This window comes from Hominifimenecus sp. rT4P-3 (assembly GCF_051055405.1).
In the GTDB taxonomy this organism is placed as follows: Bacteria; Bacillota; Clostridia; order Lachnospirales; family Lachnospiraceae; genus Pseudolachnospira.
Genome location: NZ_CP167068.1, coordinates 2,172,756 through 2,187,031, shown reverse-complemented (window position 1 = coordinate 2,187,031; position 14,276 = coordinate 2,172,756). Strand labels below are relative to the sequence as shown.

The window sequence follows — 14,276 nt, the reverse complement described above, 5'->3', positions numbered from 1 at the left end:
AAGGCCTATTTGCAAGGCATACGCGCTGCGTTGAATCCTTTTAGGGACTGTGATACAATAAAAGCCTTGCGGATTGCCCCGCATTCTCGCACGGAGACTAGCTTTTATCGTAAAAAGGAGTTGTCTATGGATCAGCCTTCACTGGAATACTTTATTGAAATTGCCCGTCAGTTGAACATTTCGAAAGCAGCGGAGAGTCTGCATATTTCTCAACAGAGTTTAAGCGCTTATATTCAAAAATTGGAAAGACATTATGGCGTCATGCTGCTAGTTCGGAAGCCGAAGCTAAAACTGACGCCGGCAGGAGAGCGGATTCTGCTGGCGGCAGAGGAAATTGAACGGATTTATCAAGAATTGGCTCAGGATATGAGCAGCCTGGAAAACAATGCTGATATTCGGGTATCCCTAGGAATCTTTGAACCGCTGGTGTCTCTGGTTATGCAGAACCTTCCGATTATCGAAATTGGGAGGCGGTATCCTAATGTATCTTTTCACATTGAGACTGGATTTAATCTGGAGATTTTAGAACGGTTGTCCAGGAATGAATTGGATTTTGCGATCGCTGGTTTTACCGGTGTAGAGGATTCGATTCGGGAACAGCTAGAGGTGGTTCCTTTAAGTCAGGATGAAGACTGTATTATCATTACAGAGGAAGTGATGCGTCTCTATTTTGCCGACGAATATGATCAGTATGTAGAGAAGTTTCAAAAAGGGGTTGATATTTTAGAACTGTCCCATGTCCCCATTGTCATGCACCCCATGGAGAGTGGCGTTTCGAAAAAAATCCGAAAATATTTTATGGATCACCACCGCACGTTTAAAGTGTTTGGGGAAGGGCCTTCCCAGGATGTGGTGAATAGTATGGTGCTGAGAAATAAGGCCTTTGGGATGTGCAATGGCACGGCGTCCCGTCTGCTGTTGGAAAGAACGGATAAGAAAGTGCATGTATTTCCACTGGAAAAACCGAAATTAAAGCGGGAGATTGTTCTGGTCTATCCGAAAAAGAAAAAAAGAAATTCGTTTTTGGAGGAGATTGCCGGGATGATTGCCGGGAACTGGCCGAAAAGTATGAAAGCCCCGTCTTTTGATGCAGACGGGAGGAAAGAGGAGTGAGAATGAACCGATTGGTACATACCAAATATGGAACGTTACAAGGAAAAGAAGAGAGGGAGTGCATCGCTTTTTTGGGGATCCCTTACGCCAAGCCGCCGGTGGGGAACTTGCGCTGGCGGGAACCGGAACCGCCGGAACCCTGGGAGGGGGTACGGATTGCCGATCAGTTGGGGGCGGCGGCTTTGCAGGCGCCAAGCCAATCGATTCCAGGAGGAGATCCGGCGGAGCGGGGTGTTTTTGGAGACGGCAGCGAGGACTGCCTGTATTTGAATGTCTGGACGCCGGATGTGAAGGGGGTTTATCCAGTTTTTGTCTGGATTCATGGGGGAGCTTTTTGCTGTGGTTCTGGCGGTGGGAAAAGCGCTAGCCCGGAACCCTTTTGCAAAAGAGGCGTCGTCTATGTAACCTTCAATTACCGGCTGGGGCTGATGGGGTATTTTGCCCATCCGGAGCTCTCCGCGGAAAGCGCCCATCAGGTATCCGGCAATTATGCACATTTTGATCAGATTGCCGCGCTGCGATGGGTCCAGGAGAATATCGCGGCTTTTGGCGGAGATCCATCCCGTGTAACCATCGGAGGATGTTCGGCGGGGGCCGGCAGCACTCAGGTGCTGTGCTGTTCCCCTCTGGCAGAAGGCCTGTTTCAGCAGGCCATCGTAGAAAGCAGCGTGGGTTTTGCCAGCGCGGAGTATCCGGAAGATTTTAAGTTGGAGACCATGGATCAGATGGAACAACGGGGCGTGGAGTATATGGAAAAAGTCGGCTGCGCTTCGGTGGAGGAGATGCGGAAGCTTTCTTACGAAGAACTGATTGGCTTTGAGGAGTGTCATTTTCGCCGGAAATATCATTATGGTACTACCCTGGGAGTGAACCAAGACGGCTACCTGCTTCCTTTGCACTACCGCTATGCGATGGAACAAGGGAAGAACCGGGATATTCCTTATTTGGTGGGAAATACCCACGATGAAGGCGGCGGCTTTGTGCTGGGCTTAACGGAAGCGTCCTTTCATCAGAAAAACCAGGCTGTTTTTGGCGATGCCTGCGAAGCATACGAGGCCTTGTGCGATGCAAAAACCAAGGAAGACATGATCTATAGTATGCGGGAAACACATCTACGTTTGGCCGGGGCGAAGGTATTTGCCGAGCGCAGCGCAGGCAGCGGCCGCAGTTCAGTTTATGTGTTTGATTTTTGTCGGAAAGACCCGGAGAAAGGCTTGGCGCTCCATGGTTTTGAAACCCAATATCTCCTGGGAACTTACCGGCAGATTCCGGGAATGACGGAGGAAGATGATCGGGTGGCGTATGCGATGCAGACCTATTGGTGCAATTTTATCAAGAATGGGAATCCAAATGGGGAAGGTTTGCCCCAATGGACGCCTTATACGGCGGAGAACCGGAAGGTGTTGTATCTGGACAGCCCTTGCACGGTGGAATTTGACTGCGATCGGGAATTGCCGCTTTTAACTTTTGCCAGAGAATTTTTAGAGAAGAAGGGGAGAGAATCTTAAGAAGAAAATTGCGGTAGTAGAGTGTTAGGAGGCAAACGGCCTCGGCGTAAAAAGATATCGGAATCGTTTGTATTTGCAGGAGCGTTAGTACTTCTTGATTCCGAGAATTTGTATTATGAACAAAAATAAGACTGTCTGAGCGCAGCGAGTTTCTTATTTCTGTGAATGCTTTTTACAAATTTTCGAAATCTTAGAAGTACTCGCTCCGAAACCCTACAAACGATTCCGATATCTTTTTACGCCGAGTTTTTTGGATACCGCAACCCGATTAAGCGAAAAATGATTCTATGAAAAAGAAAAGAAATAAAGTAAACTTACTTTAAAAAATCATTTTGCTTTGTCAAGAGAAAAGATTTCCAGGAAACCAAAGAGGTCAGAAAGTTTTTCTTGACAATTGTTCCTCTCTGTACTATGATTTAGTTAACTTAATTTAGTAAATTGCATTAACTAAAATAGAAAGGAGCGAAAAGATGAAAGCAATCATGGTAATGTTCGATTCGCTGAATCGAAGATTGCTGCCGAATTACGGGTGCGATTGGACCCATGCCCCTAATTTTAAGCGTTTATCGGAACGGATGGTGACTTTTGACAACTGTTTTGTCGGCTCGATGCCCTGCATGCCAGCGAGGCGGGAGTTACATACCGGGAGGTATAATTTCCTTCATCGGTGTTGGGGACCAGTGGAGCCCTACGACGATTCTATGCCGGAAATGTTAAAGGAAGCCGGGATTTATACGCATCTAATTACCGATCATGCCCATTACTGGGAGGACGGTGGAGCTACGTTCCACGAGCGGTACAATTCCTTTGAATTTATTCGTGGGCAGGAGGGCGACGCCTATCTTGGCCAGATCAAAGATCCAGTGATTCCTCCTTCCGTGGAGATGCCGGGGAAGATGGGAGGAAGAAATCTTTCCAAGTATACCAGAGAGGACTGGATTAACCGAGCGCAGGTTCACAGTGAAGAGGATTTCCCCATGGTGAAGACATTCCAAAAGGGACTTTCTTTTATGGAGCGGAATGCGGATCAGGACAACTGGTTTCTCCAGATCGAGACCTTTGATCCCCACGAGCCCTTCCATTCTCCACAGAAATATAAAGACTATTATCCTCACGGGTATCAGGGAAAGCATTTTGACTGGCCGCCCTATACCAATGTAGAGCAGACGCCGGAAGAAGTGGAGCACTGCAAGTATGAGTATGCCGCCCTGCTTTCCATGTGCGACGAGTATCTGGGACGTTTCTTAGATAAAATGGATGAGCTGAATCTCTGGGACGATACGATGGTCATCGTCAATACAGACCACGGATTCCTCCTAGGCGAACATGGCTGGTGGGCCAAATGCGTAGCGCCTTTCTACAATGAGGTCGCCCATATTCCTATGTTTATCTGGGATCCCAGGTCCAGGACAGCGGGAGAGCGGAGAGAAAGCCTGGTTCAGAACATCGACCTGGTTCCAACGCTGCTCAACTACTTTGGCCTGGAGCCAACGAAAGACATGATGGGAAAAGATTTGACGGAAACCATCCGAAACGATCAGCCGGTCCGGGAAGCCTTGCTGTTTGGCATTCACGGAGGCCATGTGAACTGCACCGACGGCCGCTATGTGTACATGAGAGGCTGGGTAGAGGGGGGAGAGCAGTATAACCATAACTATACGCTGGTGCCTATGCACATCCGGACCCGGTTTTCTGTGGAAGAGCTTCGCCAGGCAGAGCTGGTGGACGGCTTTTCTTTCACAAAAGACTGTCGGGTGTTAAAGGTACCGGGGACAGGAACCGGCAGCAAACCGAGAACCAACGAGACGTTTTTATTTGATCTTGAGAAGGATCCCGGCCAGCAAAATCCGATTCAAGATAGGGAAATAGAGGAAAAGATGCTGGATTACCTGGTAAAAATAATGGAAGAAAACGAGGCTCCAGGGGAGCAGTATCAGAGACTTGGAATTCAGCATTAAGACAGGAAGAAAGGAGATATCATATGAAAAATCTATGGAAGAATCTCGAAGAAAACGTCATGCTGGTTTTTATCCTTGTCATGACCGCCTTGACATTGATCGGTTGGGTAATGAAATTTATCGCCAAGGACAGCGTGGCGGGAATCAATCTGCTGGCCCAGTATGCCTATGCCTGGGTTACGATGCTGGCTTTTGGTTATTCGGCAAAGACCCATCTGTTTATGAAGCTGGATGTGATTACGGCCCACTATCCGGAGAAAGCGAGGAAAACGCTGGATTTTATCATGGAGTTGGTGTGTTTCGCCTGCTGCGTGGCTTTGCTGGTATTGGGCATTCAGGCATTCGAAAAAGTTCTTGCGTCCGGAGAATTGAATGATAAAATCGCTGTGCCGGTGGCTATCGTCTATGCGGCTCCGGTAGCCGGCTTTGGCCTGGCCGTTATCCGCTACTTGCAGCTGGCGCTTCAGGCGATTTCCGGCAAACCATCGAGATAAGGAGGGAAGAACATGATCGCATTATTCTTTGTACTGTTTTTTGGCACGATGCTGGCCTTGGGTATGCCCTTATTTGCGAGTATTGTGGTCTCGACCTTTGCTTTACCAGTCTTTTTTGGCGATGCCTGTGGCTACGCGCTGATGAACGTGGCTCAGTGGAATCTGGATGGTTCCATCAGCTCCGTGGGAGTGACCATTTTGCTATTTATCTTGGCCGGCGAGGTGATGTCCAAAGGAAAGCTGACGGAGAAGCTGTTTGATACTTTTGCCTACTATTTGGGTAAAAAACGGGGCTTTATGCCGATCGTTTCTATCCTTACCTGCATGTTCTACGGGGCGATTTCTGGCTCCGGTCCGGCGACGACAGCGGCTGTGGGAGCGATGTGTTATCCGATTCTTGTGGAGCTTGGCTATGATAAAAGGTTCAGCGCTTCGATTCTGGTGGCGGCTGGATGCTTGGGGATGGTAATTCCTCCTAGCGCTCCGCTGACTACGGCGGCAGGTCTCACCGGAGAGTTGGACGTAGTCGTGCTATATAAGATGGCGGCAGTAGTTGGAGTCGTAGCGGGGCTGATCTTGATTCTCTATGCGTACTTTCATTGTCTGCGCCACGGAAATGGAAACCAGGCGGCCATCGAGGCGCACAATGCAAAGCTTCGTTCCCGAAGTTTTGGGGCGGTTTTAAAAGAGAGCATCTGGGCTTTGCTTTGCCCGGTCATTATCCTTGGCAGTATTTTTGCTGGAATCGCAGATACTGCCCAGGCAGCGGCTCTTTCCTTGATTTATGCTGGAATTGTCAGCGTCTGGATTTACAAGTCGTTAACCTGGAAGGATGTCATGGACGTACTTCGGAAATGTTTGCCGAGCGCGGCTCCTCTGGCAATCTTGCTGGCTATCGCAAATTCCTTCTCCGGCGCCCTGAAAGCTATGGAGCTTCCGAGCAAAATGGCCAATGGTCTGGTGGAAATGGGCGTCAGTCACGCTCTCTTGGTCGGCCTGCTGCTTCTTTTGATGCTGGTCTTAGGTACTTTCATGGACAGCGGCGCGGCGATGCGGATCTTAATCCCGATTGTCTATCCGATTCTGATCGCTCTGGGAATGGAGCCATATTCGTTTGTGGTAGCAGTGATCATGACCCAGGCCATTGGACTGACGACGCCGCCTTATGGGCTTTGCCTGTTTGTCATGAATTCTGTTTCCGGGGAATCTATTGCGTCCCTTGGGAAACGGCTGCTTCCCTTAATTGGAATTTTAATCCTTGTAGCTTATATATTCGGTTTGTTCCCCGGATTGTTAGCTTGGGCACTACCGTAAAATAGAAGCTATATACATAGAACCCCACCTCTGTGCTGGAAGAAAAACAGTGTGGAGGTGGTTTCCTTTCTGCATTCGGCAAATTTGATGGAAAAATAAGATTAGCCCAAAGTAGTGGATAAACCATATCGAAAGCTTTCCCGGTTTGCTTGACGGGACCGGCGATTGGCCGTATAATCGTGGTGAAGAAGGAAGGAGTATCAGCCACATGGACAACGCCATACGGGAAAGCATTCAGATGATATGGAAACAGCTGCTTAAAAGCCAGCCTACTTCGCGGGCGGAGTTGGCAAAGCAATGCGGCTTCAGCAAGGTGACGGCATCCAGCTGCGTCGACTGGCTGCTGGAAAAGGGGCTGGTGCAGGAGTTGGGAGTGACGGAGATCCGCAGAGGAAGGCCTCCGATGCTTCTTTCTGTCAATGGAGAGGCAGGAGTATTGGCCGGAATTGAAGCGGATAAGATTTCCAGTAAAATCGTGGTGACTGACTTGGCTGGAAATTTGCTGGAACGTCATGATCTGCCCGCCATCGATGCGGAACCAAAAACATTTGTCAATCAGGTTGCGGCTTATCTGAAACAGTTCCAGAAAACGTATGCAGACCGGCGGCTGGGAGTCGTTGGCGTTGGTTTTGCGATTGTAGGCTCTTACAATCAGGAAGAAGGAACCATCGAGTATGTGGCCAATCAGATGGAATGGAATCATTATCCCTTCCGGCTGGAGATGGAGAAGATGAGCCCAGAGATTCCTTTTCTGGTTTCTCAGATTGCAAAGGTATCGGCGCTGGGAGAAGTGCGCTTTGGAGACGGAGACAGTTCGGATTATCTGGCGTTTCTTTCCGCCAACTGGGGAATTGGCGTGGGACTCTACGATGGCGTTACAGGCCATTTGACGCGGACGACTCGTTTTGGTCATGCGACCATCGACTATAATGGAAAACCATGTATCTGTGGAAATCGAGGCTGTTTGGAAGCCTATGCTTCCATCCGGGCTTTATTTGAGCAGTTTTATCCGGAGGAGACGCCATCGTTCTCTTTATTTCAGGATTTGGTGCAAAGGCTCCGAAGCGGGGATGAGAAAGTGGTTTCGGCTGTTTACGAGATGGCGGAATATTTGGCGATTGGAATTGTCAATGTGATCAATGCCTATAATCCGCGTCAGATTTGTATTGGGGGTTTGCTCAGCTTTTTAATTACAGATGAAATGCTGAGTAAGATTTGTTCTCTGGTAGACGATATGGTACCACCGCATTTTCGAAAAGACCTTCGTATCTATGTGTCCCGGTTGGGAGATATGGCGGCGGTCTATGGGTGCGTAGCTATGATTCGGGATCAGCTGACCGGATTTTTTGGGATGTAAGGGAATGTTTTGAGAGGAACAGAATTCATATTGTGCTGCCGGAACCTGTGAAGTTCCGGCAGTTCGTCTTTGTAAAGAGCGCGTTCTTTGTCAAAAAAGCGTTTTTCCGTTACTCTGGGACTAAGACTCCGTCGTCGGATAGGATTCCTTCGGACAGAGAATAAGCTCCTTCGACCACATTTCCTGCCGTGGTATCAATATCGCCAGTAAAGTCCACCACAATGATATCGCCAACGCCAATATTTCCAAAATCAATGCAACGGCTGATGCGCAGATCGTCGGTAGGGATTTTAAAGACCATTCCGTCGGCCGGATTGGAACACAAAATGGAGTCGTCTACAAAAAGGAACCCATCGGAGATCTCAGCAAGAGTGCCTGCAAGAGAAGCGGTATAAGGTTCCATGACAGATTCCACGCCGTTTTCTGCCGCATAGGAAATGAGCCGGCCAGCAGCGTCCTCTCCAATCTGGAAAACATAATTCCAGTCGAAGATGTTTGTCTGTATATATCCATCCGATGTTACGCAGAAAACTCGTTTGTAAACGCCGAGGGCATCCGATGTGACAGTAAAGCTGATGTGATTTCTCTCACCGACATCCCAGGCGTCGTCTTTCACAAAGGCAGCGTCACGGCAATCCTTCAGGATATCCCAGATATCCTGGCCGTGTTCCAGACGGTAATGTCCCTTGTCCGTATAGCCGTCGTAAACGGTAAAGTTGTCCAAGGGCAGCGTCTGGTCCAGGCTATAATCATCCAGCGCTTCTCCAAAGTTTGCAGGGGGAATATACGCATCGCACTGGAACACATAAAAGTCGGAATCCAATTTAGCCGCCACCATGCGTTCTCTCGAAACACTATTGATTTCACACACTTCAACCGGCATCCGATATTCTTTCTCGGCATAGAAATCATAGCCGACGGCGTCATAATTTCCAATCGTTTCTCCGAGAAGCGAAGCGTCCAGCGTTTGACTGCGGGAGAGGAACGTTTTTCCATCGAAGTCTAAAGCTGTGTACCGCTCGGAAACGGTTTGATATTCCCATGGCCACAAGATAGCCAACTCGCTTTGGATGACGGCATGTACATTTTTATATTTTCTTGTGATTCCTCCCAATGAAACGGATGAGGTGTCATCGGTGTGGAGTGCAAAAGTTCCTGCGAGGATTGCCAGAAAGAGGCAGGCCGCCGCTGCCCCCCATTTGACCCAGACATATTTTTTCTTTTTGGGTATGGTATCTGCGGCTTCCACATAAGCGGGGTCGATCAGATCCATTTTGTCTAAAAAATCCTGTCCTCTCATAAGTTGTAACCCTCCTTTTCCAGGTGGCTTTTCAGTTGGCTTCGGCATCGGAAGAGCGTAGTTTTTACTTTGCTCTCGGTCAGAGAAAAACGCTTGGAGATGGACGCGATGGAATCAAAATACCAATAGCGGCGTAGAAAAATGTTTCTTTTTTCTTCACTGAGAGTGTGGAGGAATCGGTTGATGGTTTCCTGAAACGTCATATCGTCGATTCGGCATTCCACGTCATCGGGAGCCGGAATACATTGTTCCATTTCGGCGCTAAGTTCACATAGAAACGCGCTGCGTTTTAAACGGCTCCGTTCACGGCAGCAGCTTAAAGAAATGTGTCGGGTGATCCGAGCTAAAAAAGCATAAAAATAATTTCTTGGCTCATGGGGCGGAATCGAATTCCAAGCTGCCATATAGGTATCATTTTCACATTCTTCGGCTGTCTGCCGGTCATTGACGATCCCATAAGAGAGGGCGCGCAGACGATTTCCAAATTTCTGGGAAGTTTGTGCAATCGCTGTTTCGTCGCGGCATAAATACAGATCAATGATTTTCGTATCATCCAAGGCTTTCTTCACCACCTTTCTTTTTGTATTAAAAGGCCTTCATCCTAATAAGCGCCGTTTCAGGCGCGGAGGTTACATTTTTATTATAGGTGCGGATGCTTTCGTTTACAACAATGTGTACAGGCTTTTTGAAAAAACGGAGAAAACCGCCGTGAGCCCAGGAGGATTCGGGCGCACGACGGCTTTCATATGAGCAAATGTGCATTTTTCTATTTCATTCATGGCAATGGAGCCGTTGGGCGTCATGCCAGTTTGTTTGATGTTTAGTGGATCAGAGAAGTGATATCCGTATACTCCAGTCCAAAGCTATCCGCTACATTTTTGCAGGTCAGCTTACCCTGATAGGTGTTGATTCCGGAGTAGATAACCGGATTTTTCCGGCAGGCTTCTTCCAATCCGGAGCCGGCGATCGCAAGCCCGTAACGCAGCGTCGCATTGGTCAGAGCGGCGGTGGCGGTACGCGGAACGGCGCCAGGCATATTTCCGACACAGTAATGTACAACGCCGTCCACGACGAAAGTCGGGTTGTCGTGATAAGTAACCTTAGTAGTCTCGCAGCATCCACCCTGGTCGACGGCTACGTCTACGATGACGCTTCCCGGTTTCATTTCAGACAGGTACGCTTTTTTGATCAGCTTCGGAGCCGCTTTTCCAGGAATCAAGACGGAACCAATGACGAGATCAGCCTGTGCCATCTGGCGGCGAATCTGCGCATCTGTGCTGTACAGCGTCTGGATGCGGGAACCAAAAATATCATCCAGATAGGCCAAACGGGCCAGATTGATATCGGTAATGGTGACGTCTGCGCCCATACCTACGGCAACTTTGCAGGCATTGGCTCCTACGGTACCGGCGCCTAAGATCAACACTTTGGCTTTTTCTGTGCCAGGTACGCCGGATAAAAGGATACCGGAGCCGCCAAAAGGCTTCTCTAAACACTTGGCGCCTTCCTGAATGCTGAGACGTCCAGCAATCTGACTCATGGGAGCCAAAAGCGGAAGACTATGGTCTTTTTCCGTCAGCGTTTCATAGGCGACAGCTTTAACGCCTGACTGAAGAAGCGCGTCAGTCTGAGGGCGGTCAGCGGCCAGGTGGAGGTAGGTATATAAAATTAAGTCTTTGCGGAAGAACGCATATTCTTCTTCCAAAGGCTCTTTTACCTTAACCATCATCTCCGAGAAATCCCACACCTCTTTGGCGCTGGAGAGAATCTTAGCTCCTGCTGCTTCATATTCCTGATCGGAATATCCGGAACCAATCCCGGCGCCTGCTTCGATGGCTACCTTGTGCCCCTGGGCCGTGTATGCGGCTACGTTGTCTGGGGTTAAGCCGACACGAAACTCATTGCTCTTGATCTCTTTGACACATCCTACGTTCATAGCTACCCTCCTGTTTTTAAAAATTGAAGAATATTCTTCATTTATAATTTAAAACAAAAAATAAAATTCATTTTATTGGCCTTATAATAGCACAGGAAAATTTGAAATGCAATAGGGAAATTTGAAAAAATATAAAAAAATGTAAATGATTCAAAAATATAAGTAAAAACCAATTTGTTATCTAACAACAAAAATGAAAAACACATTTTGTTTCATTGCGTTTTTTTCGGCCTTTGTGATATAATCCCTTTAAAAGTCGAATCCGGAAAGGAAAAAGGACGAAATATGAAGGTATTAAGAGAAGCCTTGAAAAAGGGAACGTTAACAAAGACCGGTAAGCAAATTGCGGAATTTATTTTGGATCACTTTTCGGAGGCGTGCTTTATGACTTCTACGGATATTGCAGTCCGGCTGCAGGTTAGCGAATCTTCTGTGATACGTTTTTCCCGCTCTCTTGGATATACTGGTTTTATGGACTTCCAAAAAAATTTGCGGAAAAGCTATCAGGAGGAAGTCGTTAAATTATCCAGCAGCATTTCCGTACCTTCCGAGAGGTTAATTCGGAGTATGGAGAAACGGGCGGAGACAGATGTGATGGAGGGACATTATCGGATTACTCTGGATAACCTCCAGTCGGTTCTCAAAAATAATCCACGGACTGTTTTTGAGAAAGCAGCCGAGCGGATCATTGGGAGCCGGCGAAAATATATTGTGGCTTCCCGTGCCAATACCTGTGTGGGAGATTATATGCTTCTCCTACTTACGCATATGCTGCCGGATGTGAAAGCAACCAATTATGGGGCGGTAAACGTCATTGACCATATGTGCGATATCTCAAAAGAAGATTGTGTCATTCTTTTTAGTTTTCCTCGTTATTCGGAGATGGATCGGGCAGCGGTGGAGATGGCCTGTGAGGCGGAAGCTCCGGTAATTGTATTTACGGATAAGGCCAGTGCAAAGCTAGCGCAATATGCAGAAATTCAGTTTGTTGTGGATGTGGATAGTAATACTTTTTTCAACTCTTATGTGGGAGTTCAGTTCGCGATGGAATTGCTCTGTGCGCAGATCAGCGCGAAGATTGGCTGCTCCAATGAGGAAAAACTAAAGAAGATAGATCGGTTTATTGGAGAATTAGGGCTTTATTAAAAGGTGTCGAGGATACTATATTTTCGAAAGGCAAACCAGGAAACTTTTCCGTGGTTTGCCTTTTTTGTATAAAGAAAGAAAAGGTATTGTACAAAAGAGACAAAAAATAATTTTGTATTTAGTTAAAAATGATGTTGCAAGAAGATGCATTTATCAGATAGAATAAGCACATAGCAAAAAGAGACAAAAAAGAAAGTGAACAAATCAAAAAAACATATACTTTATTTCTTGGGCCACATCTATGAATGGCATTTGGAGTTGAAAGACTATCTAGTTAAGAAAGTACAAAAAATAATTTTAAATAGTGAAAGATAAGGAAAATAGCAGAGTCGTTTACGAAAGGCATAAATTCTCAAAGTAATAAGCAGCACACATACGCGAAATAACCCCAGAGGTTAAATATAAAAGAACAAGGAGGGAGATTTATTGAAAAAGAGATGGAGTGTTGTGTTGTGTATGGTGATGATTTTGTGCAGTATGTCAGCTTGTGGAAAAGCTGACGCACCGTCTGCAGAGGGGACCAAAGGGGATGGCACCCAGACAGCGACGGTTGCAGAGAGTCCGGCGCAGACAGGCAGCGGTAAGGCTTTAACAGTAGGTATTTCGGGTACACCGGATTTGGATCCGGCAATTGCAACTTCTACATCTAGTCTCATTGCGGCAGTAAATTTGTACGATACTTTGGTGTTTCCAGCAAAAGACGGTGTAGAACCCCGCGTAGCGGAAAGCTGGGAAATCAGCGATGATGATAAAACGTATACGTTCCATTTGAAGAAGGGAATTCTTTTTCATGATGGTTCCGAGCTTCAGGCCAGCGACGTAGCATTTTCTATGGAACGGCTGTTGGGCATTGGAGAAGGCGTCTCTTACCTTTTCAGCAATGCGGTAGACAGTGTGGAAGCGACGGATGACTATACGGTAGTATTTCATCTGAAACAACCATTTGGACCGTTTTTGGATGCCTTGGTTCGTCTCTATATCGTCAACGAAGAATTGGTTATGGCCAATAAAAAAGACGGCCCTTACGGCGAGTTTGGCGACTATGGAAAATCGTGGATGGTATTTAACGATGCTGGTTCCGGCGCTTACAAGGCGGTAGAACTGGTGCAGCAGGATTATTTCCTGGCGGAGAAAAACAACGATTGGTTTGTGGGATGGTCCAATGATCAGGCTCCTGAGAACTTTAAATTAGTGGAGATCACGGAGGCCGCTACCGTTCGTACGATGATGACCAACGGAGAATTGGACATCACGGATCAGTGGCAGAGTTCAGAGACATTAGCCGCTCTCGAAAAACTTGACGGAGTAGAGATCGGAGAATTTTCCGGAAATAAAATTTACAGCGTGTATTATAACACGCAGTTGGCTCCTATGGATGATGTGAATTTCCGTAAAGCAATCAGTTGCCTGATTGATTATGATACGGTATGTAAGAATATTCTTGTAAATTCTGTCAGAGCAGTCGGCCCGGTAGCCTCCGGTGTGCTGGGAGCTTCTGAATCCACACAGTATAATTTTGATATAGAGAAAGCAAAAGAGTACTTAGCGGCATCTAAGTATGCGGATGATTACCAGAATCAAAAAATAGAGATTCTTTGTAACTCTGATGTGGCGGATTTGGAAAAGATCGCTCTGATGATTCAAGCTGCTGGAAAAGAAATTGGTTTAAATATTGAAATTTCAAAGGCTCCGTGGGTATCGATTATTGACCGCGTTGGAAGCGTAGATACGACTCCTCATATGCTGATGATCTGCGCCAATCCGATGTACGACGATGCTGGATGTTTCCTGGAATCCCGGTATCATTCGAAGAACATTGGAACCTGGGAACAGGGCGAATGGCTGGACAGCAAAGAATTGGATACGATGATTGAGGATGCGATGCGTATCGTAGAGCCGGAAGAAAGATATGCGGCCTATAAGGTCATTCAGGATAAGATTGTCGACGAGATATGTCCGACCGCTTATCTGTGCGAGTTTACAGAGCGGCTGGCATACCAGACAAATTCCGTGAAATGGCCGGCAATGGAAGATCGGACTGAAGGCGCGCTTCCGAATGCTCTGGAAGGTTATATGTATATCTTCGCAGACCTAATGTTTACCAAGTAATCCACCGTCTACGGATGGAGAACATATTTTTAAAGGAGGTA

General features: G+C 47.2%; 11 protein-coding genes. 8 read left to right on the top strand and 3 right to left on the bottom strand.

The genetic code is table 11. The annotated features are described in order from the left end of the window. The first annotated feature begins 126 nt into the window (after positions 1-126). From ACCC71_RS10160 to ACCC71_RS10135, 6 genes are all read left to right on the top strand, one after another. Positions 127-1,113 (top strand): LysR family transcriptional regulator, encoded by a 987-nt coding sequence (locus tag ACCC71_RS10160; protein ID WP_434309514.1) that lies wholly within the window; start codon positions 127-129, stop codon positions 1,111-1,113. Positions 1,114-1,115: 2 nt separating this feature from the next. Further along, a complete protein-coding gene (locus tag ACCC71_RS10155) occupies positions 1,116-2,621 on the top strand; it encodes a carboxylesterase/lipase family protein (RefSeq protein WP_434309513.1) in 1,506 nt (501 codons plus the stop codon). Positions 2,622-3,091: 470 nt separating this feature from the next. After that, the gene (locus tag ACCC71_RS10150; protein WP_434309512.1) at positions 3,092-4,579 is read left to right on the top strand and encodes a sulfatase; all 1,488 of its coding nucleotides are present in this window, start codon (positions 3,092-3,094) and stop codon (positions 4,577-4,579) included. 23 nt (positions 4,580-4,602) lie between these two features. After that, on the top strand, positions 4,603-5,073 hold the full coding sequence (locus tag ACCC71_RS10145) for a TRAP transporter small permease (protein ID WP_434309511.1): 471 nt from the start codon (positions 4,603-4,605) through the stop codon (positions 5,071-5,073). 12 nt (positions 5,074-5,085) lie between these two features. Further along, positions 5,086-6,387 (top strand): TRAP transporter large permease, encoded by a 1,302-nt coding sequence (locus ACCC71_RS10140; protein WP_434309510.1) that lies wholly within the window; start codon positions 5,086-5,088, stop codon positions 6,385-6,387. A gap of 208 nt (positions 6,388-6,595) precedes the next feature. Further along, on the top strand, positions 6,596-7,744 hold the full coding sequence (locus ACCC71_RS10135; protein WP_434309509.1) for an ROK family protein: 1,149 nt from the start codon (positions 6,596-6,598) through the stop codon (positions 7,742-7,744). Between the two features lie 109 nt (positions 7,745-7,853). Here ACCC71_RS10135 and ACCC71_RS10130 read toward each other — a convergent pair whose 3' ends face one another. From ACCC71_RS10130 to ald, 3 genes are all read right to left on the bottom strand, one after another. Continuing rightward, the gene (locus ACCC71_RS10130; protein WP_434309508.1) at positions 7,854-9,044 is read right to left on the bottom strand and encodes a hypothetical protein; all 1,191 of its coding nucleotides are present in this window, start codon (positions 9,042-9,044) and stop codon (positions 7,854-7,856) included. Continuing rightward, positions 9,041-9,601: an RNA polymerase sigma factor gene (locus tag ACCC71_RS10125; RefSeq protein ID WP_434309507.1), complete on the bottom strand. Its 561-nt coding sequence runs from the start codon at positions 9,599-9,601 to the stop codon at positions 9,041-9,043. Before ACCC71_RS10125 ends, ACCC71_RS10130 begins: the two co-directional genes overlap by 4 nt. Before the next feature lie 263 nt (positions 9,602-9,864). Beyond that, a complete protein-coding gene (gene ald / locus ACCC71_RS10120) occupies positions 9,865-10,980 on the bottom strand; it encodes an alanine dehydrogenase (protein WP_434309506.1) in 1,116 nt (371 codons plus the stop codon). A gap of 285 nt (positions 10,981-11,265) precedes the next feature. On the opposite strand from ald, the gene ACCC71_RS10115 reads away from it, so the two are divergent. Both ACCC71_RS10115 and ACCC71_RS10110 read left to right on the top strand, forming a co-directional pair. Beyond that, positions 11,266-12,126, top strand: a complete 861-nt coding sequence (locus ACCC71_RS10115) for a MurR/RpiR family transcriptional regulator (protein WP_434309505.1) — start codon at positions 11,266-11,268, stop codon at positions 12,124-12,126. A gap of 426 nt (positions 12,127-12,552) precedes the next feature. Beyond that, positions 12,553-14,235 carry an ABC transporter substrate-binding protein gene (locus ACCC71_RS10110; protein ID WP_434309504.1) on the top strand — a complete coding sequence of 561 codons (1,683 nt, stop codon included), beginning with the start codon at positions 12,553-12,555 and terminating at the stop codon, positions 14,233-14,235. Positions 14,236-14,276: the final 41 nt, after the last annotated feature.

Bases quoted from the DNA above. Each gene is read 5' to 3' on its own strand.
- ACCC71_RS10150 (WP_434309512.1), top strand. From the start codon at position 3,092: ATGAAAGCAATCATGGTAATGTTCGATTCGCTGAATCGAAGATTGCTG.
- ACCC71_RS10130 (WP_434309508.1), bottom strand. From the start codon at position 9,044: ATGAGAGGACAGGATTTTTTAGACAAAATGGATCTGATCGACCCCGCT.
- ACCC71_RS10115 (WP_434309505.1), top strand. From the start codon at position 11,266: ATGAAGGTATTAAGAGAAGCCTTGAAAAAGGGAACGTTAACAAAGACC.
- ACCC71_RS10160 (WP_434309514.1), top strand. From the start codon at position 127: ATGGATCAGCCTTCACTGGAATACTTTATTGAAATTGCCCGTCAGTTG.
- ACCC71_RS10140 (WP_434309510.1), top strand. From the start codon at position 5,086: ATGATCGCATTATTCTTTGTACTGTTTTTTGGCACGATGCTGGCCTTG.
- ACCC71_RS10155 (WP_434309513.1), top strand. From the start codon at position 1,116: ATGAACCGATTGGTACATACCAAATATGGAACGTTACAAGGAAAAGAA.
- ald (WP_434309506.1), bottom strand. From the start codon at position 10,980: ATGAACGTAGGATGTGTCAAAGAGATCAAGAGCAATGAGTTTCGTGTC.
- ACCC71_RS10145 (WP_434309511.1), top strand. From the start codon at position 4,603: ATGAAAAATCTATGGAAGAATCTCGAAGAAAACGTCATGCTGGTTTTT.
- ACCC71_RS10135 (WP_434309509.1), top strand. From the start codon at position 6,596: ATGGACAACGCCATACGGGAAAGCATTCAGATGATATGGAAACAGCTG.